27 protein-coding genes and 1 pseudogene are annotated in these 23371 nt (G+C 63.9%); 5 read left to right on the forward strand and 23 right to left on the reverse strand.

Going from position 1 to position 23371, the window contains the following annotated elements; genetic code table 11:
• The first annotated feature begins 1 nt into the window (after window position 1).
• Entirely contained in the window at window positions 2-1087 is a 1086-nt protein-coding gene (locus EJ077_RS28885; RefSeq protein WP_208698181.1) for an ABC transporter ATP-binding protein, read from the forward strand.
• Window positions 1088-1192: 105 nt separating this feature from the next.
• Here the strand turns inward: EJ077_RS28885 and EJ077_RS28890 are convergent, their stop codons facing one another.
• The 9 genes from EJ077_RS28890 to gcvA all read right to left on the reverse strand — a co-directional run bounded on the left by EJ077_RS28890 (window position 1193) and on the right by gcvA (window position 11224).
• A complete protein-coding gene (locus EJ077_RS28890) occupies window positions 1193-2779 on the reverse strand; it encodes an FGGY-family carbohydrate kinase (RefSeq protein WP_208698183.1) in 1587 nt (528 codons plus the stop codon).
• Window positions 2776-3459, reverse strand: a complete 684-nt coding sequence (locus EJ077_RS28895; protein ID WP_208698185.1) for an HAD-IA family hydrolase — start codon at window positions 3457-3459, stop codon at window positions 2776-2778. Before EJ077_RS28895 ends, EJ077_RS28890 begins: the two co-directional genes overlap by 4 nt.
• Before the next feature lie 15 nt (window positions 3460-3474).
• Window positions 3475-4953 carry a mannitol dehydrogenase family protein gene (locus tag EJ077_RS28900; protein WP_208698187.1) on the reverse strand — a complete coding sequence of 493 codons (1479 nt, stop codon included), beginning with the start codon at window positions 4951-4953 and terminating at the stop codon, window positions 3475-3477.
• Between the two features lie 164 nt (window positions 4954-5117).
• Complete coding sequence (locus tag EJ077_RS28905) at window positions 5118-5888, reverse strand: L-iditol 2-dehydrogenase (protein WP_208698189.1); 771 nt, start codon at window positions 5886-5888, stop codon at window positions 5118-5120.
• A 10-nt stretch (window positions 5889-5898) separates the two neighbouring features.
• Window positions 5899-6903, reverse strand: coding sequence for an ABC transporter ATP-binding protein (locus tag EJ077_RS28910; protein WP_208698191.1), 1005 nt, complete (start codon window positions 6901-6903; stop codon window positions 5899-5901).
• Window positions 6904-6953: 50 nt separating this feature from the next.
• The gene (locus EJ077_RS28915; RefSeq protein ID WP_135882688.1) at window positions 6954-7778 is read right to left on the reverse strand and encodes a carbohydrate ABC transporter permease; all 825 of its coding nucleotides are present in this window, start codon (window positions 7776-7778) and stop codon (window positions 6954-6956) included.
• Between the two features lie 11 nt (window positions 7779-7789).
• Window positions 7790-8662: a carbohydrate ABC transporter permease gene (locus tag EJ077_RS28920; protein WP_127275237.1), complete on the reverse strand. Its 873-nt coding sequence runs from the start codon at window positions 8660-8662 to the stop codon at window positions 7790-7792.
• 124 nt (window positions 8663-8786) lie between these two features.
• Window positions 8787-10097, reverse strand: a complete 1311-nt coding sequence (locus EJ077_RS28925) for an ABC transporter substrate-binding protein (protein WP_127871260.1) — start codon at window positions 10095-10097, stop codon at window positions 8787-8789.
• 221 nt (window positions 10098-10318) lie between these two features.
• Complete coding sequence (gcvA, locus tag EJ077_RS28930; protein ID WP_208698193.1) at window positions 10319-11224, reverse strand: transcriptional regulator GcvA; 906 nt, start codon at window positions 11222-11224, stop codon at window positions 10319-10321.
• Between the two features lie 110 nt (window positions 11225-11334).
• Between gcvA and EJ077_RS28935 the strand changes: the two genes are divergently transcribed.
• Window positions 11335-11520: a hypothetical protein gene (locus EJ077_RS28935; protein ID WP_208703158.1), complete on the forward strand. Its 186-nt coding sequence runs from the start codon at window positions 11335-11337 to the stop codon at window positions 11518-11520.
• A gap of 25 nt (window positions 11521-11545) precedes the next feature.
• Here EJ077_RS28935 and EJ077_RS28940 read toward each other — a convergent pair whose 3' ends face one another.
• Window positions 11546-12505, reverse strand: a complete 960-nt coding sequence (locus EJ077_RS28940) for a sugar-binding transcriptional regulator (RefSeq protein WP_208698195.1) — start codon at window positions 12503-12505, stop codon at window positions 11546-11548.
• Window positions 12506-12748: 243 nt separating this feature from the next.
• Between EJ077_RS28940 and EJ077_RS28945 the strand changes: the two genes are divergently transcribed.
• Window positions 12749-13381, forward strand: a complete 633-nt coding sequence (locus EJ077_RS28945) for an HAD family hydrolase (RefSeq protein ID WP_208698197.1) — start codon at window positions 12749-12751, stop codon at window positions 13379-13381.
• A gap of 3 nt (window positions 13382-13384) precedes the next feature.
• Here EJ077_RS28945 and EJ077_RS28950 read toward each other — a convergent pair whose 3' ends face one another.
• From EJ077_RS28950 to ureC, 8 genes are all read right to left on the reverse strand, one after another.
• Window positions 13385-14152: a class II aldolase and adducin N-terminal domain-containing protein gene (locus tag EJ077_RS28950; protein ID WP_208698199.1), complete on the reverse strand. Its 768-nt coding sequence runs from the start codon at window positions 14150-14152 to the stop codon at window positions 13385-13387.
• An 80-nt stretch (window positions 14153-14232) separates the two neighbouring features.
• Entirely contained in the window at window positions 14233-14874 is a 642-nt protein-coding gene (gene ureG, locus EJ077_RS28955; RefSeq protein WP_127275244.1) for an urease accessory protein UreG, read from the reverse strand.
• The gene (locus EJ077_RS28960; protein WP_208698201.1) at window positions 14871-15311 is read right to left on the reverse strand and encodes a DUF3995 domain-containing protein; all 441 of its coding nucleotides are present in this window, start codon (window positions 15309-15311) and stop codon (window positions 14871-14873) included. Before EJ077_RS28960 ends, ureG begins: the two co-directional genes overlap by 4 nt.
• Window positions 15308-15979, reverse strand: a complete 672-nt coding sequence (locus EJ077_RS28965; protein WP_208698203.1) for an urease accessory protein UreF — start codon at window positions 15977-15979, stop codon at window positions 15308-15310. The genes EJ077_RS28960 and EJ077_RS28965 overlap by 4 nt, the downstream gene beginning before the upstream one ends.
• Window positions 15972-16535 carry an urease accessory protein UreE gene (locus EJ077_RS28970; RefSeq protein ID WP_208698205.1) on the reverse strand — a complete coding sequence of 188 codons (564 nt, stop codon included), beginning with the start codon at window positions 16533-16535 and terminating at the stop codon, window positions 15972-15974. Before EJ077_RS28970 ends, EJ077_RS28965 begins: the two co-directional genes overlap by 8 nt.
• The gene (locus EJ077_RS28975; RefSeq protein WP_208698206.1) at window positions 16532-17137 is read right to left on the reverse strand and encodes a glutathione S-transferase family protein; all 606 of its coding nucleotides are present in this window, start codon (window positions 17135-17137) and stop codon (window positions 16532-16534) included. The genes EJ077_RS28970 and EJ077_RS28975 overlap by 4 nt, the downstream gene beginning before the upstream one ends.
• A 44-nt stretch (window positions 17138-17181) precedes the next feature.
• Complete coding sequence (locus tag EJ077_RS28980; protein ID WP_208698209.1) at window positions 17182-17775, reverse strand: hypothetical protein; 594 nt, start codon at window positions 17773-17775, stop codon at window positions 17182-17184.
• Window positions 17776-17873: 98 nt separating this feature from the next.
• On the reverse strand, window positions 17874-19589 hold the full coding sequence (gene ureC / locus EJ077_RS28985) for an urease subunit alpha (RefSeq protein ID WP_208703159.1): 1716 nt from the start codon (window positions 19587-19589) through the stop codon (window positions 17874-17876).
• Between the two features lie 164 nt (window positions 19590-19753).
• On the opposite strand from ureC, the pseudogene EJ077_RS28990 reads away from it, so the two are divergent.
• Window positions 19754-20122 (forward strand): annotated as a pseudogene (locus EJ077_RS28990) (hypothetical protein); the annotation flags it as partial.
• Window positions 20123-20244: 122 nt separating this feature from the next.
• A complete protein-coding gene (locus tag EJ077_RS28995) occupies window positions 20245-20739 on the forward strand; it encodes a hypothetical protein (protein WP_208698211.1) in 495 nt (164 codons plus the stop codon).
• Between the two features lie 74 nt (window positions 20740-20813).
• On the opposite strand, the gene EJ077_RS29000 is transcribed toward EJ077_RS28995, so the two are convergent.
• From EJ077_RS29000 to EJ077_RS29020, 5 genes are read right to left on the reverse strand one after another with little or no spacing between them, the layout of a single operon-like run.
• Entirely contained in the window at window positions 20814-21119 is a 306-nt protein-coding gene (locus EJ077_RS29000; RefSeq protein ID WP_208698213.1) for an urease subunit beta, read from the reverse strand.
• 6 nt (window positions 21120-21125) lie between these two features.
• Complete coding sequence (locus EJ077_RS29005; protein ID WP_208698215.1) at window positions 21126-21713, reverse strand: HupE/UreJ family protein; 588 nt, start codon at window positions 21711-21713, stop codon at window positions 21126-21128.
• A 23-nt stretch (window positions 21714-21736) separates the two neighbouring features.
• A complete protein-coding gene (locus tag EJ077_RS29010; RefSeq protein ID WP_208698217.1) occupies window positions 21737-21991 on the reverse strand; it encodes a DUF1272 domain-containing protein in 255 nt (84 codons plus the stop codon).
• Window positions 21992-22001: 10 nt separating this feature from the next.
• The gene (locus tag EJ077_RS29015; RefSeq protein WP_127275256.1) at window positions 22002-22304 is read right to left on the reverse strand and encodes an urease subunit gamma; all 303 of its coding nucleotides are present in this window, start codon (window positions 22302-22304) and stop codon (window positions 22002-22004) included.
• A gap of 28 nt (window positions 22305-22332) precedes the next feature.
• Window positions 22333-23175, reverse strand: coding sequence for an urease accessory protein UreD (locus EJ077_RS29020; protein ID WP_208698219.1), 843 nt, complete (start codon window positions 23173-23175; stop codon window positions 22333-22335).
• Between the last annotated feature and the right edge of the window lie 196 nt (window positions 23176-23371).

Here is a 23371-nt window from a genome sequence, read left to right on the forward strand (position 1 = left end):
CATGTCCGCGATCGTTTGCTCCCATGTCGACAAGGCCTATGGCGCCACCACGGTGATCCGCGATCTCAACCTCTCGATCGAGGAACACGAATTCGTCGTTTTCCTCGGCCCGTCCGGCTGCGGCAAGTCGACCTTGCTCAGGATGCTGGCGGGGCTGGAGGAGATCAGCGGCGGCGAGGTCTCGATCGGCGGCAAGGTGGTCAACGACCTGGAACCGGGCGATCGCGGCATCGCCATGGTGTTCCAGAACTACGCGCTCTATCCGCATATGACGATCTTCGACAACATCGCCTTCGGGCTGCGGCGCCAGAAGGTGCCGGCGCCCGAAATCCGCAAGCGGGTCGAAGCGGTGTCGAGGACGCTCGGGCTTGATCCCTATCTCGGCCGCAAGCCGGCCGAACTCTCCGGCGGCCAGCAGCAGCGCGTGGCGATCGCCCGGGCCATGATCAAGACGCCCAAGGTGTTCCTTTTCGACGAGCCGTTGTCCAATCTGGACGCCAAATTGCGCAACCATATGCGCGTCGAGATCGCGCGGCTGCACCAATCGCTGAAGACCACCACCGTCTACGTCACCCACGACCAGCTGGAGGCAATGACGCTCGCCGACCGTATCGTGCTGCTCAAGGATGGTATCATCGAGCAGATCGGCTCGCCTGCGGAGATCTACGGCCGGCCGGGCAATATGTTCGTGGCCGGCTTCATCGGCACGCCGAACATGAATTTCATCGAGGTGACGGTCGGCAGGGCGGCGAACGGCTGGACGCTAACCGGCGCCGGAACAGTGCTTTCGATAGACGGGGCGGGCTTTCATCTCCAGCTCGGCGATCGCGCCGTGCTGGGCATCCGCCCCCCGGACCTGAAGACAGCGAGTGACGGCGCCGCCGGCATATTGCAAGGCGCCGCCGATCTCATCGAATTCCACGGCAATGACGCGCTGGTGACATTCGGCTCTGGTGGCAAGGAGATCAGCGCACTGGTTCCGGCACGCGAATGCCCGGTGCTGCATGCCCCTGTCCGCTATACATTCGAGGAGGAAGCGATCCACCTGTTCGACGCGACATCGGGCGCGTCCCTGCGCAGGCAATAGCGCGAAAGTAACCGTTTCACCGTTTCATGAAAACGGCGAACCGCTCTAACTCTTTGTTTCGACGCAATTCCTGACGGAAACCGCTCACACTTTCCTGGAATTGCTCTAGCGGATCGCGTCAAGCATCTGCCGCTGCCGATGCATTTCCAGGAAAATCCGGTAATCGCGATCGAAGCGGGCGCCTGCCGCCGGGTTGGCGGCGCGTGTCTTGCCGCCCTGCTGCATGGCAAGGCAGGCGGCGTTGAGATCAGGAAAAAGCCCGGCGGCGGTCGCCGCCACCATGCCAGTACCGAGCAGCACCGCCTCGTCGGCCAGCGGCTCGACCACCGTGCAGCCGGTGGCGTCGGCGTAGAGCTCCATCAAGAGCGGGTTCTTGGTGTGGCCGCCGGTGACATGCAGTGTGTCGATCAGGTAGCCGTTCTCGTTCAGCGCCTCCAGCACATGGCGCACGCCGAGCGCAATGCCGACGGCGGTACGCCAGTAGAGCTTGCACAGACTGTCGAAGGACGAATCCAGCGTCAGACCGCTGATGACGCCGACCGCGTGCGGATCAGCGAGCGGCGAGCGGTTGCCATGGAAATCCGGCAGCACGTGCAGCCGGCCGGCAAGGCCCTCGCCCTCGGCGGCGCGCAGTTCGCCGACGCGCGCGGCGATCCTGGCATGCATGGCCGCGTTCGGCTCGCCGCCGGCGCCATGCCAGCGGATGATGTGGTCGAGCAGCGCGCCGGTTGCCGACTGGCCACCCTCGGACAGCCACAGCTTCGGAAGGGCGGCGCCGTAGTACGGCCCCCAGACGCCGGCGAAAGGCTGCGGGTCGGGCGACATCGCCATGACGCAGCTCGATGTGCCGGCGATCAGCGCCAGATGGCGGCCGATATTGTGGTCGTCGCCGGCAAAGCCGCCAAGCACGCCAAGCGCGCCGGCATAGGCATCGATGACGCCTGCGCCGACGCGGCAGTTTTCGGTCAGGCCGAGTTCTGCCGCTGCCCGCGCCGTCAGCGAGCCGATGTAGGCACCGACCGGGCTGGCCCGTTCTGGCAGATTGCCGTGGTCAAAAAGATCGTCGAGGCCGACGAGTTCGAAGAAATCGCGTTGCCACGCGTTTTCCTCGTGCGCCAGGTAGGTCCATTTGGCGGTCAGCGTGCATTGCGAGCGCGCCAGCGAGCCGGTCGCCTGCCAGGTCAGGTAATCAGTCAGGTCGAATAGGTAGCCGGCTTCATTCCAGGTGCCGGACAGATTGCGCTTCAGCCACATCAGCTTCGGCGTCGCCATCTCGGGCGACATGACGCCGCCGATATAATTCAGCACCTCGTGGCCGCTCGCGGTGCATTCGTCGGCCTCGGCGATGGCGCGATGGTCGAGCCAGACAATGGTGTCCCAGCGCTTGTCACCGGTGGTCGAAACACTGAGCTGGCCGCCTTGCCTGTCACGCACGACCAGCGAACAGGTGGCATCGAAGGAGATGCCGGCGATATGCTCGGCGGCGACGCCTGCCTTTTCCCGCGCGGCACGCACGGCGGTGCAGACGGCGGACCAGATATCGCGTGAATCATGCTCGGCATGATCGGGCTTCGGCTGATTCATGGCGATCGGCCGCTCGGCACGGCCGAGCAAGGCGCCACTGGCGTCGAGAATGCCCGCGCGAGCGCTCCCGGTGCCGACATCGACCGCGCAGACAAACTGTTTCGTCAAGATGCTCTAACTCTCGCTCCCAGGCCTGCAATCAGATCGGGCAATTGCAGCATGTCAGCGAATATAAAGTCCGGTTCGGTCGACGCAAGCCGCGCTTTCAATCCCGGATTGCCGGCGTGCCCGCCGCCGGTGAAGGCGAGGACGCGCATGCCGGCCGCGCGCGCGGCCGCGACGCCGGCCGGACTGTCCTCAATGACCAGGCAGTTGCGCGGATGCGCCCGCATGCTGGCGGCGGCGTGGAGAAAAAGGTCCGGTGCCGGCTTGCCCCTGGCAACCATGGCGGCGCTGAACAGATGCGGCTCCATCAGCGTGAGCAGACCGGTGACGTCGAGCGCGTAGCGAATCCGTTCCAGCGTACCGGAAGAGGCAACGCAATACGGCAGGCCGAGCTTCGGCAACATCTCCCTGACGCCGGCGATCGGCTTCAGCTCCTCGCGGAACTTTCGCATGAGGTCGACGCGCATGGCGGTGAGATGCCGATCGGTGATCTCCAGGCCGAAGTCGCGGCCGAGGATCTCGCGCACGCTCTTCATGCTCTTGCCGAGGAAATGTTCGTAGGCGGCGTCTTCGCCGATGCTGCCGCCGGCAAGTTCGATCATGCCGAGCAGCGCCGAGACGGAGAGCGCCTCGCTGTCGACCAGCACGCCGTCGCAGTCGAAGATGACCAGTTCAGGCGTCATGGTGCCGGCTGGCTCTCAGAGCTTGCCGGCGAGGTAGCGCGTCAGCGTGGCGCGCGTGCCATTGGCCCAGAGCACGTTGAGTGCGTGGGCGAAGGCTTCGACGAAGGCAGTGGCGCGGCCGACATCGCCATAGATGTCGTCCATCGCAAGCCAGGCGGCGGGCGCGTCCTTTGCCGCCTTTGCCGTTGCCTGCATCCGATCCCAGCTCGGGTCGTTGGGTTCAATGACGGCGCCGCTGTCCGTCGTGCCGAAGCAGTAGCGGCACCACAGCGCCGATTCCAGCGCCAGACCGGCAACGCCTTTGCCCGCTTTCAGCCGGTCGGCGATGGTCGGAATGATGAATTTCGGCTGGCGGTTGGAGCCGTCGAGGCAGAGCCGGCGTACCGTGTCGCCGATCTTGGGATTGGAGAAGCGCTTCTCGATGAGCTGGTAATAGTCCTCCAGCACGGTGTCCGGCACCGGCGGCACGGTCGGGATGATCTCGTCATGCTCGAGCTTGTCGAGGAAGCCGCGCACCAGCGGCTCCTGCATCGCCTCGTGGACGAAGTGGATGTCCATCAGCCCGGCCGGATAGGCAATGGTGGCGTGGCCGCCATTGAGGATGCGGATCTTCATCAGCTCGTAAGGGGCGACGTCTTTGACGAACTGCACGCCGACCTTTTCCAGCGGCGGGCGGCCATCGGTGAAATGATCTTCCAGCACCCATTGCCGGAACGGCTCGCAGAACACCGGCCAGTTGTCTTCGAGGCCGAAATCGTCGGCGAGGATCTTGCGCTCGCGGTCGCTGGTTGCCGGCGTGATGCGGTCGACCATGGCGTTCGGGAAGGCGACGTGATCGCTGACCCAACTCGCCAGGTCCTCGTCGATCAGGCGGGCAAGGCCGATCACACCATCCGACGTGACATGGCCGTTATGGGGAATGTTATCGCAGGACATGACGGTGAACGGCACGATGCCGTCCAGACGGCGGCGTATGAGGCCAGCCAGGATGATACCGAACACAGTCCTTGGTGTGGCGCCCGGCTGCGCGTCGGCGACGATATCAGGATGGGTCGGATTGAAGACGCCGGAGGCCGGATCGATGAAATAGCCGCCTTCGGTGATGGTCAGCGATACGATCCTGATCGCCGGATCGGCCAGCCGCTCGATGGTGGCGGCGGCATCGCCCGGCATCAGGAAATCGATCATCGCTCCGGTGACGCGGGCGCTCATGTGGCCTTCGTCCTGCTCGACCACGGTGGTCAGCCAGTCCTGCTCTTCGAGCTTGCCGCGGCCGATCTTCTCGCCGTCGAACACGCCGGCGCCGACCAGCGCCCAATCATGGCCGATGCCCTGACCGAACAGGTCGTCGAGATAGACGGCCTGATGCGAGCGGTGGAAATTGCCGACACCGAAATGCACGATGCCGGCTTTCAGCGCCGACCGGTCATAGTTCGGACCTGCGACCTTGGACGGAAGCGTGGCGAGGCTCGAGGAAGAGAGTTTCACGGTCATCTGCTTTACCCTTTGGCCGATTTGCAGCCCGACTGTTTCGCCTCCTTCGGGAGGGCGAGGATGAGGGGCCGCACCTGATGTTCCAGGATGCTGCCCCTCACCCGCCCCCTTGGCACTTCTCCGGAGGAAATGAGAGAAGCGCCTTCCCCCTCAACTCATCCTTTTCAACTCATCCATTGGCCGCCATCGACATTGTAGGTCTGGGCAACGATGTATTCGGCCTCGTCGCTGGCGAAGAACACCGCCATGCCGGCCAGGTCTTCCGGCTTGCCCATGCGGCCGTACGGTACGCCCTCGCCGACCAGCCGTTTCTTTTCGCCTTTCGGCCGGTTCTCGTATTTGGCGAACAAGGCATCGACCTCGTCCCACATGTCGCTGTCGACGACGCCGGGCGCGATGCCGTTGACATTGATGCGGTGTTTGATCAGGTCGAGCCCGGCTGACTGCGTCAGCGAAATGACCGCGGCCTTGGTGGCGCAATAGACCGCGACCAGCGGTTCGCCGCGACGCCCGGCCTGACTCGCCATGTTGATGATCCTGCCGCCCTTGCCCCGCGCGATCATCGACCGGGCGGCTGCCTGCAGCATGAACAGCGTGCCGGCGACATTGACGGAAAATAGCTTTTCGTAGCTCGCCCTCGAGATCTCCACGATCGGCGCCAGGTCGAACAGAGCGGCGTTGTTGATTAGGATATCGAGGCCGCCGGTCCTGCTCTCCACGGCCTTGACCGCGGCATCGATGGATGCCTGGTCGGTGACGTCAAGCTTTAGCGCATAGGCGTGGTCACCGATTTCAGCAGCGGTCTTGCGTGCTGCGTCGAGGTTGATGTCGGCAATCGCCACGGTGGCGCCTTCGCGCACATAGGCTTCGGCGAAGGCTCTGCCGATGCCGCGCGCCGACCCGGTGATCAGCGCCGATTTGCCTTTCAGCCTCACCGCTCCATCCTCACTGGGCCATCGCCTTGCCGTCGGGGCCGAAGCGGTGCAGCTTGGCTTGGTCGGGCGTGAGATAGATGGTGTCGCCATGGCGAACCGCCAGTTCGCCGTCGGCGCGCACCGTCAGTGGCCCGACGCCGTCAGCCTGGACGTGCAGGAACGTGTCGGAGCCCAGATGCTCGGCCACGCCGACGGTGGCCTTCCAGTCGCCCGCCGTGGTCGAGATCTGCATATGTTCAGGCCGGATGCCGATCGTCTTGGCGGCATATTTGGAAGCCGGCGCGCCCTCGATCAGGTTCATCTTCGGCGAACCGATGAAGCCGGCGACGAACAGGTTGCGCGGCGTCTTGTAGAGTTCCATCGGCGAGCCGACCTGCTCGATGTTGCCGGCGTTGAGCACGACGATCTTGTCGGCCATGGTCATCGCCTCGACCTGGTCGTGGGTGACGTAGATCATCGTGGTCTTGAGCTGATGGTGCAGCTCGCTGATTTCGAGCCGCATGGTGCCGCGCAGTGCCGCGTCGAGGTTGGACAAGGGCTCGTCGAACAGGAAGGCCGAGGGCTGGCGCACGATGGCGCGGCCGATGGCGACGCGCTGGCGCTGGCCGCCCGAAAGTTGGCCTGGCCGCCGTTCGAGATAGTTGGTGAGGTTCAAGACGCGCGCCGCGTCCTTCACCTTCCTGTCGATGGTCGCCTGATCCTCGCCCGCCATCTTCAATGGGAAGGCGATGTTCTTGGCAACCGTCATATGCGGGTAGAGCGCATAGGATTGGAACACCATGGCGAGCTTGCGCTTGGCCGGCGCCTCGCCGGTGACGTCACGGCCATCGATGTTGATGGTCCCGCCGCTGGTGTCTTCCAGCCCGGCGATCAGCCTTAGCAATGTCGACTTGCCGCAACCGGACGGACCGACGAAGACGACGAACTCGCCATTCTCGATCACCAGGTCGAGGCCGGGGATGATGGACGTCGATCCAAAGGATTTAGAGACGTTCTTGAGCGTGATGTTTCCCATGGTTTCCTCCCCGAGAGCTATTTTTCGCCGATTGCTTCAGGCAATTTCCGTTACTTCACCGCACCAAAGGTCAGGCCGCGCACCAGCTGCTTCTGGCTGAACCAGCCCATGATCAGGATCGGTGCGATGGCCAGCGTCGAGGCCGCCGAAAGCTTGGCCCAGAACAGGCCTTGCGGGCTGGAGAAGGAGCTGATGAAGGCGGTAAGCGGCGCTGCTTCCGTGGTCGTCAGCCGGATCGTCCAGAACGCCTCGTTCCAGGCCAGGATGATGTTCAAGAGCATGGTCGAGGCGATGCCCGGCACCGCCATCGGCGTCAGCACGTAGATGATCTCGTTCCACAGCGACGCGCCGTCCATGCGGGCCGCTTCCAGGATCTCGCCGGGGATCTCGCGGAAGTAGGTGTAGAGCATCCAGATCACGATCGGCAGGTTGATCAGCATCAGCATGACCATGAGGCCGATGCGGCTGTCGAGCAGGCCGGTGTCGCGGAAGATCAAGTAGATCGGAAACAGAACCGCGACCGCGGGCATCATCTTGGTGGACAGCATCCACATCAGGATGTCCTTGGTCCGCTTGGTCGGAGAGAAGGCCATCGACCATGCCGCCGGGATGGCGACGAGCAGGGCCAGGATGGTCGAGCCGACCGAGAGCAGCACCGAGTTGAAGAAGAACTTGAAATAGCCGCTCTGCGCCTGGACCTCGGAATAGCTTTCGAAGGTTCCCGACGGGATCAGGTTGAAGCCCTGGATCGCCTCCTGTTCCGACTTGAACGAGGTGATGATCGTGTAGAGGATCGGAAAGAAGATCAGCAAGGCGACGATCCAGGCGGCTGCCGTCGCGATGGTCTTGTGCTGGGTGGTGACTGCGCGTGCCATCTTGTCCTCCCTTACTTGTCCAGGTTCTTGCCGACGGCGCGCATGGCGAAGAAGGCGACGATGTTGGCGAGAATGACGGCGATCACACCGCCCGCGGATGCCTGGCCGATTTTGAACTCCAGCAGCGCCTTCTGGTAGACGAGGAAGGGCAGGTTGGTGGAGGCATAGCCGGGGCCGCCATTGGTGGTGACCAGGATCTCGGCATAGACGGAGAGCAGGAAGATCGTCTGGATCAGGATGACCACGGTGATGGCGCGCGACATGTGCGGCAGCGTCAGATAGATGAAGCGGCTGATGAAGCCGGCGCCGTCCATCTCGGCGGCTTCCTTCTGCTCGCCGTCGAGCGATTGCAGTGCGGTCAGGAGGATCAATGTCGCGAAAGGCAGCCATTGCCAGGCGACGATGATGATGATCGCCGTCATCGGATGCTGCCCGAACCAGTCGATCGGCTGCGCCCCGAAGAAGCGCGCTATGTCGGCGAAGACGCCATATTGCGGGTGCATGATCATGTTCTTCCACACCAGAGCGGCGACCGGCGGCATGACGAAGAACGGCGAGATGACGAGGATGCGCACGATCCCTTGGCCCCACATCGGCTGATCGATGAGCAGCGCCAGCAGGATGCCGCCGATCACCGTGATCAGCAGCACGCTGACCACCAGGACCAGCGTGTTGAGGATCGACTGCAGGAAAGCCGGGTTGGAATAGAACAGCGCGTAGTTCGAGAGGCCGACGAAGCCATCGCGAACCGGATTGAGCGGGTTGTACTGCTGGAAGGAGAACCACAGCGTGAGAGCGAGCGGAACAACCATCCAGACCAGCAGCAGCACCACGGATGGCGCCATCATGAATCGGGCAAGCGAACGGGTCTGCTGAGTAGCCATGACGGTCACCCTTCAAGGATCAGACTGAATTTTCACAGGCGTTGGAAAGATGGCCGCCCGAACTGGGTTTCGGGCGGCCGTTGCCGGTCGAGGAGGTGACCGGCATTCGGCACCGGGAGGAGCCTTACTTGATATAACCGCCCTCGGTCATCGCCGCGGTCGCGGCGTCCTGGGCCTGCTTCAGCGCATCGTCGACGCTCGACTGACCGGCAAGTGCCGCCGAGAAGAGCTGGCCGACGGTGGTGCCAAGGCCCTGGAATTCAGGGATGGCGACGAACTGAACGCCGACATAGGGCACCGGCTTGACGGTCGGATGCGTCGGGTCGGCGGCGTTGATGGAGTCCAGCGTCATCTTGGCGAACGGAGCCGCCTTCTGGTACTCGGCGTTTGCATAAAGCGAGGAGCGCGTGCCCGGAGGTACGTTGGCCCAGCCTTCCTTCGACGCGACGAGCTCCGCATAGTGCTTGCTGGTCGCCCAGGAGACGAACTTCTCGGCGGCGTCGGCCTTCTGCGTGCCGGCAGGGATCGCCAGCGACCACGCCCACAGCCAGTTGCCGCGCTTGCCAAGGCCGTTGTCAGGCGCCAGGGCGTAACCGACCTTGTCGGCGACGGTAGAGTTCTTCGGGTCGGAGACGAAGGACGCCGCGACGGTGGCGTCGATCCACATGCCGCACTTGCCTTGCTGGAAGAGCGCCAGGTTTTCGTTGAAGCCGTTGGAGGAAGCGCCTTCGGGGCCATCGGCCTTCATCAGGTCGACATAGAACTGCAGCGTCTTCTTCCACTCGGGCTGGTCGAACTGCGGCTTCCAGTTCTCGTCGAACCAGCGGGCGCCGAACGAGTTCGACATGGCGGTCAGGAAGGCCATGTTCTCGCCCCAGCCGGCCTTGCCGCGCAGGCAGACGCCGTTCACGCCATTGGCGCGGTCGGTCATCTTGTCGGCGGCCTGTTTGATGAAGTCCCAGGTCGGCGCGTCGGGCATCTTCAGCCCAGCCTTCTCCATCAGGTCCTTGCGGTACATGACGAAGGAGCTTTCGCCGTAGAACGGAGCGGCATAGAGCTTGCCGTCGACCGAGAGGCCGCCGGCAATGGCGGGGATGATGTCCTTGGCGTCGTAGTCGTCGCCGAGCTTGTCGAGCGGCAGGAGCCAGCTCTGTTTGGCCCAGATCGGAACCTCGTAGGTGCCGATGGTCATCACATCATACTGGCCGCCCTTGGTGGCGATGTCGGTGGTGACACGCTCGCGCAGCACGTTCTCTTCGAGCGTTACCCAGTTGAGCTGGATGTCGGGGTTGGCCTTGGTGAAGTCGTCGGTCAGCTTCTGCATGCGGACCATATCGCCATTGTTGACGGTGGCGATGGTGATGGATTCGGCATGTGCGGCGAAAGCCAGCGCGCTGGCCGAGCACAAGCCCAGGATGAGCGTACGAAGTTTCATCAAATTCCTCCCATGAACCAAGATGAGCATTTGCCTTGGCTGTGAGCAATTACTCACTAAGTATGAATTATGTCAAGCCGGATTCGATGCTGCAGCGCAGCACCGGGCTTGCCGATGGACCGCCGACGGATGGAAGTTGGAGACGACGAGCCGCGCGCGTGCCGGATATCAGGCAACGCGACAGGAAGGGGTCCAGGATCGAAGCGGGCGCGAAGGACCGGTCAGCAGGCGATCTCGGCCAGCAGCCAATCGCGGAAGGCGCGGATCTTGGGCACGTTGCGGCGGGCTTCCGGATAAACCAGCCAGTAGGCGTGGCCGTCGTCGCCGACCAGGTCGAACGGCTGGATCAGACGGCCGTCGGCGAGTTCGGCCTTGAACAGGGCCCGGGTCAGGATCGCCACGCCATGGCCCGATATGGCCGCGTTGGCTTCATAGGCTTGCGCGCCCATGCTGCTGCCGGGCCGCCTGGCAAGGTCATGGCTGTGCACGCCGGCGGCCTCGAACCATTGCGTCCACCAGACATCGCTGGGATCGAGGATCGGCAGCTTGAGCAGATCGGCCGGTTCGTTGATGCCGCCGATGCTCGCCGCGAGCTTCGGGCTCAGCATCGGCGTGAAATCGGCATCGAGCAGCTTGTGGGCCTCCAGCCCGGGCCATTTGCCGCCGCCAGAACGGATGGCGAGATCGACATCCTCGCGGGCGAAATCCGTCGGCCGGCTCGACGTCTCGAGCCGCACGGCAAGCGACGGGTGCGCGATCTGGAACGCGCCCAGATGATGCGCCAGCCAATTCGAGGCGAAGGTCAGCACAGTGGTGACACATAGCAGCCCGTCCGCGCCGCCGCGCGCGGCGGCATAGGCCTGGCTGAGGATAGCAAAGGCCTCGCTGACAGCCGGCGCAAGGCGCTGGCCCGCTTCGGTCAGTTCAATCTGTCGCGGCCGGCGCAGGAACAGCGGCGCGCCGACGCGCTCCTCCAGCACCTTGATCTGGTAGCTGACCGCCGCTTGCGTCATGGCGAGTTCCCCGGCGGCCTTGGTGAAAGAAAGATGCCGCGCCACCGCCTCGAACACCCGGATCGCCTGCAATGGCGGCAGTTGCGAAAGCTGCGGCGCGCTGAGGTCAGGCATAAAGCCTCCTTATGGGTCGTTATCGACGTTCGATTGGCAAAGGTAGCCGGCAAGGCCGACATTCATCCTCAACCCGTCATTCGGGTTCAGGATAACGAAGGTTGACGATCATGACCATGGCGCAGCAAAAATGCACCCCCGCTCCCGATCATCGCTGGATTTCATGGCTTGCGGATGGATTCGGCTGGCTTGCGACCAGAAAAAAGGCGCATCTCGACATCAGGGACCTGTCGCCCCATCTGCAGCGCGACCTCGGTTTTCTGGACGGCAACGACCCGTTCGGCCGGCACAAATAGCCTTGCTGGCTTTATGTGGAAGCCGTCAAATACCGGCCAGCAGGGCGGTAGCCGTCCGCTCGTCGGTGATGAGCCCGTTGACCAGCCGCCGGTTCACGGCCGCCAGGATCCCCGGCAGCTTGCGTTCGCCCATGGCGAGCGCGATGACCAGCGACTTTTCGCGAGACGGCAGCGCCGCCGACGACACGCGGTCATTGGTGATGCCTTCGATCATGCGGCCCTCCCGATCGAACACCCAGCCGACGATTTCGGCAACGCCGCCCGCCTTCTGCAAGGCTTTCAGCTCGCTTTCGGAAATGAAGCCGTCCTCGTAGAGCGGCGCCTTCGGGCCGAGGTCGCCAATGCCAATGAAGGTGACATCGGCCTCGGCGGCAAGCGCCAGCGTCGGCTGGATCATCGGCTGGTTGAGCAGCATTTCGCGCTCCTGCGGTGAGGAGGCGATGACCGGCAGCGGCATCGGGAAGGACCGCGCCTTGACCCTGTCGGCCATGGTGAAGATGACGTTGTAGAAGGCGGCCGAACCGTCCGGCGAGATGTTGCCGGTCAAGGACACCACCTTATGCTGCGGGCATTCCATCGGCGGCAATTGCTCGATCGCCGCCTTCAACGTGCGTCCGGTGCCGATGCCCATGACGATCGGTGTCGGCGACCGCAGCCGCCGTTCGATCTCGGCGGCGGCGGCTTCGGCGATGCCGATGGTGGTGGAGGATGAGTTGGGATCGCTCGGCACCACCTCGACAAGGTCGAGCGCGAAGCGTGATTTCAGCCGCGCGGCAAGATCCAGGCAGTTGGCGATCGGGTGATCGACGCGAACCTTGATCAAGCCTTCCGACACCGCCAGCGACACCAGCCTCTGCGCCGTCTGCCTCGATATGCCGAGCGTGGCGGCGATCTGGTCCTGTGTGTTGCCGGCAACATAATAGAGCCAGCCGGCGCGCGCCGCGTCGTCCAGCCTGTTGCCGCCGCCATCCTGCCGGGTATTCACGTCCTGCCTCCCGAAACCCGCCGATCATCAGGCGATCCGTATCAGTTTCGCAGGGAATGGCCGCCTGCGCAATTGTCAATCTCAAGAGCAAATGCTTACGTCGATGCGGCGGAGGTTTCTCCGCGAATACACGGTCGGAGAAAAGGCGGCGGGTTCCGTTTCGCTTTGAAGGCATGTTGTATGGCCGCCAAAGGTTTATCTCCCGCCGCAAACCCTTTAAGGGATCGCAAAAAGGAGCGCTGCATGACATCGAAGGCGGTTTTCTGGGACATGGACGGCACGTTGGTCGACAGCGAACCGCTGCACGAGGCAGCCCTCATTGCAGCGATGCGCAATGCCGGCCTGACGCCGCCTGTCGATCTGCATGAGCGCGTGCTGGGCGTCGCCGCCTGGCCGGTCTACGAAATGATGCGCGACGAATTCGGGCTGCAACTGCCCTTCGACGAGTGGATCGTTCACAAATATGAGCATTACCTGCCGCTGGTCGAAGGGCTCAAGCCGCGCCCAGGCGCTATCGAGGTCTTCAACGAACTGCGCGCGCGCGGCGTGCAGCAGGCGGTGGTTTCCAATTCGGACCGGATGATCGTCGACGCCAATCTGCGCATGGTCGGCCTCACCTATCCCGGCATGAAGACGATCAGCCGCAACGACGTGCGCGACGGCAAGCCGCACGCCGAGCCTTTCCTGCGCGCTGCCTATCTGGCCGACGTCGATCCCGCGCACGCCGTCGCGGTGGACGACAGCTGGCCGGGCGCCATGGCGGGGCTGGCGGCGGGGATGAAGACCATCTTCTGGCCTGAAAAGCCGATGGAAGGACCACCCGGCGCCGTCGTCATCAACAGTGCCGAGGAATTGCGGGCTCAGCTCGGACTGTAGGGCTCAGTTCCGGTACACCGGCTCCTGCTCGTCGAGGATCGCCTTCAACTCGGCGAGGTGACGCTCGGCTTGGCCGGGATAGTCGTCCATCTCGCTCGCCGCCTTCTCGGCGATCGCGTCGGAGAGCGTGCGCAGCGGCCGACCGGTCCACAGCGCCTTGATGTAGGTCTCGGCGGCGCGCTCGAAATAGAACATGCGGTTGAAGGCGTCGGCGACGGTGTCGCCGATGATCAGCACGCCATGGTTGCCCATCACCATCACCTTGACCTTGGGGTCGGCGAGAAGCTGCGAGCAGCGCTCGCCCTCTTCCTCGAAGGCCAGTCCGCCATAATGCGCGTCGACGACATGGCGGTTGAAGAACATTGCCGAATTCTGGTCAATCGGCGGCAGCGTCGAGTCGGCCAGCGAGGCCAGCACGGTGGCGTGGATCGAATGGACATGCATGACGCAGCGCGCATGCGGCACATTGCGATGGACGGCGCCGTGCAGGCCCCATGCCGTCGGGTCGGGTGCATCAGGCCCTGAAAGCGTGTCGGGGTCGTTGGCGTCGATTTCGATCAAGTCGCTCGCCTTGATGCGCGAGAAATGCACCTGGTTCGGGTTCATCAGGAACCTGGTGCCGTCGTCGTTGATGGCCAGCGAGAAATGGTTGGCCACCGCTTCGTGCATGTTGAGTCGCGCCGTCCAGCGGAAGGCGCAGGCGAGATCGACGCGCTCTTCGTAGAAGGGCAGGTTGGTCAGCGTTTCCTTCTGCAGGCGGGCAATGCTCATGCTAAAAATCCTCCGGTTTCGGCGAGAATGGCGCGCTCCGCTGGTGCCCGCAACCGCTTTCGCTTGGTGCAGACGGCCAGCTATGCCGCGGTGCTTGCGGCGCCAATGGTCCGCAGTCCGCCGTGCTCGACGATAAAATCGATCACCTCCCGCAGACCCTTGCCGCGCGAAAGATCGGTGAAGCCGAACGGCCGCTTGCCGCGCATGCGGCCGGCGTCGCTCTCCATGACATCGAGATTGACGTTCACATAGGGCGCCAGGTCGCTCTTGTTGATGATGAGGAAATCGGAACGGGTGATCGCCGGACCGCCCTTTCTCGGAATCTCTTCGCCCTGGCAGACCGAGATTACATAGAGCGTCAGGTCGGCAAGGTCCGGCGAGAAGGTGGCGGCAAGGTTGTCACCGCCGGATTCGATGAAGATGATGTCGAGATCGGGGAATTTGCGGTTCAGCTCGGCGATAGCCTGCAAATTGATCGAGGCGTCCTCGCGGATGGCGGTGTGCGGGCAGCCGCCGGTTTCGACGCCGACGATGCGGTCCTCCGGCAGCGCCTGCAATCGGACCAGCATCATGGCGTCTTCCCTGGTGTAGATGTCGTTGGTGACGACGGCGATGGAAAACTCGTCGCGCAGCGCCTTGCAGAGTTTTTCGGTGAGCGTCGTCTTGCCGGAACCGACGGGGCCGCCAATGCCGATGCGAAGAGGACCGTTAGCTTGTGTCATGCCGGAAACTCCATAATGGCAAGAGCCGCGAAGCCGAGCCCGATCAGCAGGCACAGCGGCGAATAGAGACAGGTATCGAGCCGCGCGAAAGGCTGTTGCGGCGCCAGCCGGCGCCACCAGGGCGTGAAACCGGCAATGCCGCGTCCCAGGAACACCAGACCGATCAGCATCGACGTGGCGGCAAGGCCCTCCTTCGGAAAGGGCGAGGCGAAGAACCCGATGAGCGCCAGCGGCCACAGCGTTGCCAAGCCAAGGCAGGCGGCAACGGCAAAACTGGCGAATGGCGTCGGCATTTCGTCGACGCCGCGAAAACCGACGACGGCATGGGCGCAGGACGCGGCATCCCTGCCCGGCCAGATGCCGCCGATACCCCAATAGGCATGCAGTGCCGTGATCAGCAGCAGCACGAATGAGAGGACAAAGGCGAGGAGGATCATGAGCGGAACAATCGCGAGTACTGAGTTTCGTGTTTCATCGCCATGACGTCGGAGACGAACGCGCAGCCGCCGAGATCGTCCGATGTCGAGCGGGACGCTCGGGCGGCGGTCGAGAGCGCCAGCGGCTCGAAGCCGGCTAGCAGCGTGGTAGCCTCGTTCTGGCCGATGACGCCGAGCCGGATCGCGGCCTGGACGAGGATGGAAAAGAAGGCTTGCAGGAAGGCGGACAGCGCGTCCTGCAGCGCAATGCCATTGCCGCCGGCGACAGCGCCGACAGCGACGCAATAGGCGCATTCGGCCGGCAACCGCTCCAGCACGGGATTGGGCCAGGCGCCGGCCGCTTTAAGGAAGGCCGCACCTTGCAGCATGGCCTCGGCGTGCCGTTCGCGCGAGCCGGCCAGTGCCTCGGCCAGCGCGGCGACCTCAGCCAGATCACCGCCTTCGCGGGCGCGGCGCCAGCTCTCGGCGAACAGCACGGCATCGTTCCAGCCGGAGCCCATTTCGACCAGCGTCTCCAGCCAGCTGGCAAGGCCGGCGGCATCGGCCACCAACCCGTCATGCACCGCGCGCTCCAGACCATGGCTGTAGGCAAAGCCGCCGACCGGAAAGGCCGGCGACAGCCATGCCATCAGCCGCAGCAGGGCGATGCTGGAGGGCTGGTCAGTCATGGTGATGATCGTGATGCGAATGCGCGTGGCTGTGCGAATGGGATTCGCCGTGGCCATGGCTGTGCGCCTCGGCGTGGGCATGGCCATGCCCGCCAGAATAGGCGCCGCGCACCGGCTTGAACGGCTCCGAGACGTCGCGCACCGTGGCGCCGAGCCCTTCCAGCATCGCCTTGATGACGTGGTCACGCAGGATGAGGATGCGGTGCGCCTCGATGCCGGCGGCGAGATGGCGGTTGCCGATATGCCAGGCGAGTTCGGTCAGATGCACGGCGTCGCGGGCGCGGATGTCATAGACCTCTTCGGGCGCAGCGATAATCTCGATGTGGCGGCCATCCTCCAGCACCAGCCGGTCGCCGTCGTTCAGGGCGACAGGCTCGGGCAGGTCGACCAGCACCTTGCCCCCGTCGGCAAGTTCGATGGCGCGGCGGCGCAGATGCCGCTCGTCATGGGCAAGGATCGCTCGGCCGAATGGCGCCGCGGTCCCCGCCTCGCCGGCGGGCAGCACCGAGACGGCGCGCGGGAATTTGGTGAAGTCGGTGTTGAGGTTCAGCTTCATTTCAGAGAGCCTCCGTTGGCTTGGGCCCGCGCACGGGCAGGCCGCGCCAGCACCCGGTCTAAGTAGGCGTTGACGCGCTCGGACTCGATCGGGAATTTTCCGGCGCGGGCCCAGCCGCCCATGTCGCCGAGCAGCACGTCGACGGCGGAAAACCGGTCGCCGAGCGCGAACGGCTTGTCGCCAAGCCGGCGGTCCAGCGCCTTGGCCTCCGAGGCGAAATCGTAGGCGGCGGCCGGGCCGACATCGACACGCACCTCCTTCGGCAGCAGGAAGCGGTGGCGCAGTTTGTTCCACAGCGGCGCCTCGAACTCGCTCTGGGCAAAATGCATCCAGGAATCCATCTCGGCACGGCCCGCAAGGCCCGGATTGGCTCCCAGACCTTTATCGGCGTGCTTGTCGGCGAGATAGACGCAGATCGCCGCCGAATCCGTCACGATCAGCTCACCGTCGATGAGGATCGGCACCTTGCCCGACGGATTGAGCGCATAGGCTTCCGGCGAGCGGAGCTTGACCTCGACGAATTCATAGGGCTGCCCGAGTTCCTCGAGCATCCAGAGGACGCGGCTGACCCGGGACCCACGCGATCCAATGGCCTTGTACATCGCTGAACCTGCCTTTCCTCGAAACTCTAGATCATCGGCTGGCGTCATACGATCGTGTCGAAGAGCCGCAGGATGAACGATATCTGGTAGATCAGCGCCGCCGTGACGAAGGCGATGTGGAAGCGGCGGTCGCGCACCAGGATCGCGGCGATGCAGAGTGCGACGAAGACCGGCGTTCGGAACAGATATTCGTTGCCGAAGCGGGCGAAATGCTCCGGCCCTTTCAGCAGGGTGTCGATCACATCGAGCAGATAAGTCGCCGCCAGCAGGCCGAAGAACCAGGCGCGTCGCGAATAGAAGAAATCCTCGTAACTGGTGTAGTCCAGCATCGAATCCGGAAACAGCAGCGCGCAGAGCAGGAACAGCGTGATGGCGTAGAAAATGATGAAAAGGTATTTGCCGAAGGTCCAGGTTTCGATGGTGTACAGGCCGAACTCCCACCACCAGAAATGCACCAGCATGAGCAGCACCGAGGCGACCCAGGCCAAATGCACGGGATAGAGCCGGTATTGGCCGGGATGCTGGACGATGCGCGCTACTCCCGACAGCAGGCGGGCGACGCCAAGCCCAATCACCATGCCCATGACGATGCGGATATGTGGGAAAATGTCGTGGGCGGAGGCTATTTCGCTGGCCATGCCTGATCACAATACGGCTCTTCGAGGCCGCATATTGCGGTGTGGAATCCTCTCCTGCAATGGATTTTGAACCACTTGAGGCAGTCGCCGATTTCGCGTCAGAACAGAAAATACCGCTGTGCCATCGGCAGCACGGTCGCCGGCTCGCAAGTCAGCAGTTCGCCATCGGCGCGCACCTCGTAGGTTTCGGGATCAACCTCGACATGCGGCGTGGCATCGTTGAGCACCATCGAGTGCTTGCCGATGCCGCCGCGCGTATTTTCGACGGCGACGAACTGCTTGTCGACGCCGAGCCTGCCATGCAGGCCTGACTCGAGCGCTGCTTTCGAAACGAAGGTCACGGACGAATTGGTCCGGGCTTTGCCATAGGCGCCGAACATCGGCCGGTAGTGCATCGGCTGCGGCGTCGGGATCGAGGCGTTTGGGTCGCCCATCGGGGCGGCGGCGATCATGCCGCCGATCAGCACCATGTCCGGCTTGACGCCGAAGAAGGCCGGGTTCCACAGCACCAGGTCGGCGCGTTTGCCGACCGCGATCGAGCCGATGTCCTTCGACAGGCCATGCGCGATGGCAGGATTGATGGTGTATTTGGCGATGTAACGGCGGACGCGGAAATTGTCGTTGTCGCCGGTCTCCTGCGGCAATGACCCGCGCTGGCGCTTCATCTTGTCGGCGGTCTGCCAGGTCCGGATCGCCACCTCGCCGACGCGGCCCATGGCCTGGCTGTCGGACGAGATGATCGAGAAGGCGCCGATGTCGTGCAGTATGTCCTCGGCCGCGATGGTCTCCTTGCGGATGCGGCTCTCGGCGAAGGCGATGTCCTCGGGAATCGATGGCGACAGGTGATGGCAGACCATCAGCATGTCGAGATGCTCGGCCAGCGTGTTGACCGTGTAGGGCCGCGTCGGATTGGTCGAGGACGGGATGACGTTGGGCAGGCCGCAGACCTTGATGATGTCGGGCGCGTGGCCGCCGCCGGCGCCCTCGGTGTGGAAGGCATGGATGGTGCGGCCCTTGATCGCCGCCACCGTGTTTTCGACAAAGCCGGATTCGTTGAGCGTATCGGTGTGGATCATCACCTGCACGTCGTAGTCGTCGGCGACCGACAGGCAGCAATCGATCGCCGCTGGCGTCGTGCCCCAGTCCTCATGCAGCTTGAGCGAGCAGGCGCCGCCCAGCACCATCTCCTCGAGTGCTGCCGGCAGAGAGGCGTTGCCCTTGCCCGACAGGCCGATATTCATTGGGAAGGCGTCGAAGGATTGGATCATGCGCGCCATGTGCCATGGCCCCGGCGTGCAGGTGGTCGCCAGCGTGCCATGCGCCGGGCCGGTGCCGCCGCCGAGCATGGTGGTGATGCCCGACATCAGTGCTTCCTCGATCTGCTGCGGGCAGATGAAGTGGATATGCGCGTCGAAGCCGCCGGCGGTGAGGATCTTGCCCTCGCCGGCGATGATTTCGGTGCCGGGCCCGATGATGATGGTGACGCCGCCTTGAGTATCGGGATTGCCGGCCTTGCCTATTGCGGCGATGCGGCCGTCCCTGAGGCCGATATCGGCCTTGAAGATGCCGGCGCTGGCATCGATCACCAGCGCGTTTGTGACGACGGTGTCGACCGCTCCTTGGGCACGGGAAACCTGGCTCTGGCCCATGCCGTCGCGAATGACCTTGCCGCCACCGAATTTCACCTCTTCGCCATGGATGGTGAAATCCTTCTCGACCTCGATGATCAGCTCGGTGTCGGCAAGCCGCACTTTGTCGCCGACCGTTGGGCCGTACATCTGGGCGTAGGCGGCACGGCTTAGTCTGGCCATCAGCGATTGCTCCCGAAATGCGGTATGGTCGAAACCCGGCTGCACATTGCCGCCACCCAATGGTCACGCAATGACCCGCTGGGCGACACCTTCTGATCCCATTTGGCGGTTGAGGTTGGCAGGCCACCCCAAAACGACCGTTTGCCAAACCGATGGAAGGAAAATCCATGCGCAAAACGATAGTTCTTGCAACCGCCGCCAGCCTGATGCTGGCGGGCGCCGCCAGTGCCCAGCAGCAGCCTGCCCAACAGCCCGCTCCGACCACGCCGGCCCCAGCCGCCCCCGGCGGTCAGCAAGCCGCGCCGGCAATCCAGAGTGTCAACATCGTCGACATCAGCGAGTTGCCGAAGGACACCCAGACGCAGGTCAACCAGGTGATCACCCAGCGTGGCGATGCCGGCCTGCAGAAGCTGCGCAGCTCGATCGATGCCACGCCCAAGGTGAAGTCCGCCCTCGAGGCCAAGGGCATGACCTCGGCTCAGGTGGTCGCGGCCAGCATGGAGCCAAACGGCGCCCTGACCCTGATCACCAAAAAGCGAGTTAAAGACCCGGCGCGGCGGGCCGGTATCCGGTCCGCCCACCGAATCGGGGAGGGAACCGTGGCAGGGCTGGCGTCGTTTTGTTTCCTGAGCGTTGGAACAAACCGCGGAAGTGAACGATGACCGATACCACCTTGCCCGATATCCGTTGGCTGCATGCCGTCGCAGCGGCTGCGTTTCTGGCAGTGGGCCTTCCCCAGGCCGCGCTGAACGCGCAGGGCCTTCAGAGCCCGGAAACCGTCGACCGTATCGTCGGCTCGCAAGTCAACCAGGAAGAAGCCAAGACGACCGCTGAGATTGGAAAGGTCAATTCGGCGATCGACCGCACGCGGGAAAACATCAGTACGGTGCGCAAGACGTCCAAGCTCGACAAGGTCGATATCGTGTTCCTGACCGACGCTGCGCGCAGCGAAGGCGGCCCGCCGCCGGTCATCGAGAACAAGGTCCGGCAGCATCAGGACGATGTTACCGAGCTGCGCAAGGAGATCGAGGCCAACGCCCTGCTCTTCAACGCCATCGAGTCGCGGCGCGTGCTGGCACAAGACGTTCTCGCCGTGGAATTCGACGATCCCGGAAAGATCGTCATTTATGCGGCCGCCAAGCCATCGGACTGAGCGACGCGCAGCGCTTGCGTTCATGCCTGTCCTGAAGCCGCTCGCCGGCCTTGCGCGCCACGCACGAGACGCCCTCACAGCTTGCCCATTACCTTCTGCTGGAATCCATAGACCTCACGCTTGCCACCAAGCGGCACCAGCGTGACGTCGCGTTCCTGCCCCGGTTCGAAGCGCGTGGCGGTGCCGGCGGCGATGTCGAGGCGCATGCCGCGCGCGCTCTCGCGGTCGAATGTCAGCGCCTCATTGGTTTCGAAGAAATGGTAATGGCTGCCGACCTGGACCGGCCGATCGCCACTGTTGGCCACTTTCAGGATGACGGTCGGCAGACCCTTGTTGAGTTCGATGTCGCCTTGGGCGGGGAAGACTTCGCCGGGGATCATGGGGCCTCACACGACGCCGAAGGCGAGGCCGATGCCGATCGCCGCGCAGGCTGCACCCGCGATGCGGGCCACACCACGAAATCTCATGCCGAGGCCGAGCCCGGCGGCGATGCCGATGGCATGGAGCAGCACGGTGGCGGTGGCAAAGCCGGCCATATATTCGAGCCCGCCGGCATTTTCCGGCACTTCCATGCCATGGGCGTGGCCGTGAAACAGCGCGAACAGGCCGATGATCGCGACACCGGCCGGAACTGGGAGATCGACCGCCAGTGCGACCAGCAGCCCGAGCGCCACGACCGAAGCCATTATGCCCGGCTCAACGAACGGCAACGGCACATGGGCCATACCAAGGGCCGCGCCGGCCAGCATGACGGCGACGAACGCCGCCGGCCAGGCCCAGATCGCCTTGCCGCCCTTGAGGGCCGCCCACAGGCCGACAGCGAGCATCACCGTCAAGTGATCGAGGCCCGACAACGGATGCGTGAAGCCGGCCATGAGGGAGGATGTCGTGCCGATGCCGACATGGGCGTAGGCAGGCATGGCCGCCGCCACGAGCAGGATCGCCGAGAGGCACAGGCGTTTGACAGGGATCATTTACTTGCCTTTCGTTTGCGGTGTCAGGCGGCCTTGCGGGGACCGCAGCCCTCGGCCTTGAGCACGCGTTTGGTCGAAGCCGGATATTTCTTCAGCATCGCGGCGGGACGAATCGGCCGGGCTGTAAAATTGCCGCCGCAGTTCGGGCAGACGCCGCCAAGCACGTTTTCGACACAGCCGGCGCAGAAGGTGCACTCGAAGGTGCAGATCCGCGCATCCTTCGCTTCCGGTGGCAGGTCCTTGTCACAGCATTCGCAGTTCGGGCGCAGTTCAAGCATGTCGGTCTCCTCACCTGATCGGTTCGTGCACGGTCACCAGCTTGGTGCCATCGGGAAAGGTCGCTTCCACCTGCACGTCATGGATCATCTCGGCGATGCCTTGCATCACCTGCGCGCGGCTGACGACATGGGCGCCGGCCTCCATCAATTCGGCCACCGGGCGGCCATCGCGGGCGCCCTCGACGACGAAATCGGTGATCAGCGCGATGGCTTCCGGATGGTTGAGCTTGACGCCGCGCTCCAGTCGCTTGCGCGCCACGATCGCCGCCATGGCGATCAGCAGCTTGTCCTTTTCCCTTGGCGTCAGGTTCATGCGTCTTCCTGAAATGATGCGGACACAGTCACAGTGACCATAATTTGGGCAACCCCGCCCTTCCGTTGAGCAATTCGACGAGCGGGACCAGCCGTTGGCGCAGCTGGTAGCCGTCCTCGGCGTAGAGCCTCGCAAGAAGCTTGCCAGATGTCTTCACGGCCCAGACGCTGGCGCCACCTCGGTCGCCAATGATCTCCCGGACCGGATCAAGCAAAGCCTCGGCTCGCGGCGACACCAGCAGCAGCGTTGCCACGGCGATTGCGCCACCTGATATCGCCGTACGGGCCAAGGTGTCGGCGATGGCAGGTCCGATGCGGAAATCCTCGGCATGAATGAGGGATCCTTCCCTGCGGATACGCCAGCGGTCGTGAAAAATGCCCTGAGCGGCACGTTCGCCCATGGCCAGGCGGCCGAAGACGGCCGCTTCCAGCACCAGCGCCTCGGCTCCGGCCGCAAGCTCGACATCGAGCGTGCGGGCAAAGGCGGCGCGGTCGAAGACGATGGTTTCCTGCGGCAGCCAGGCGATGCTGCCGTTCTCGCCGACGGTCAGCTTGACCCGTACTTCGGCATGGTCCGATGCGGCGCGATAGACTTTTTCGCAGGCCTGAGTTGTAATCGCGGCGCTGGCATCCGCGCCGACATCCACCTCCCAGCCGAGGCGATCGCCGCCGGTCAGCCCGCCGGCGGTGTTGATCAGGACGGCCTCCAGCGGACCGGCCGAAACGGCCGGCAGCCTTATCTTGGCTGAGCCGTCCTGATAGAGGCGGCGCAGCCGCGTGCGGCCGTCGACGCTGGCGCAACCAAGCGCCGCCTTGCCCGCCGCGCGCTGGGCCAGTTGACCTGAAAACTTCGTATTTTCGATCGTATCCACGCCGTCAGGTTAAGCACTGTGGCGGTTTTGTCGACATATAGCTTGTTGCTTGATGGCGTTTCCGTTTCTATAGAGGGAACCACCTTGGTACGGTCAGGCGACGCTTGGCGGGGTATAAGGCGAAGATCGCGGCCTGATATCGAGGATAAGAAGGCGCTGTTCAGTTGGCGCCGGGAAACGACAAGTGGGGAAGAAA

This window comes from Mesorhizobium sp. M8A.F.Ca.ET.057.01.1.1 (genome assembly GCF_003952565.1).
Taxonomy (GTDB): Bacteria; Pseudomonadota; Alphaproteobacteria; order Rhizobiales; family Rhizobiaceae; genus Mesorhizobium.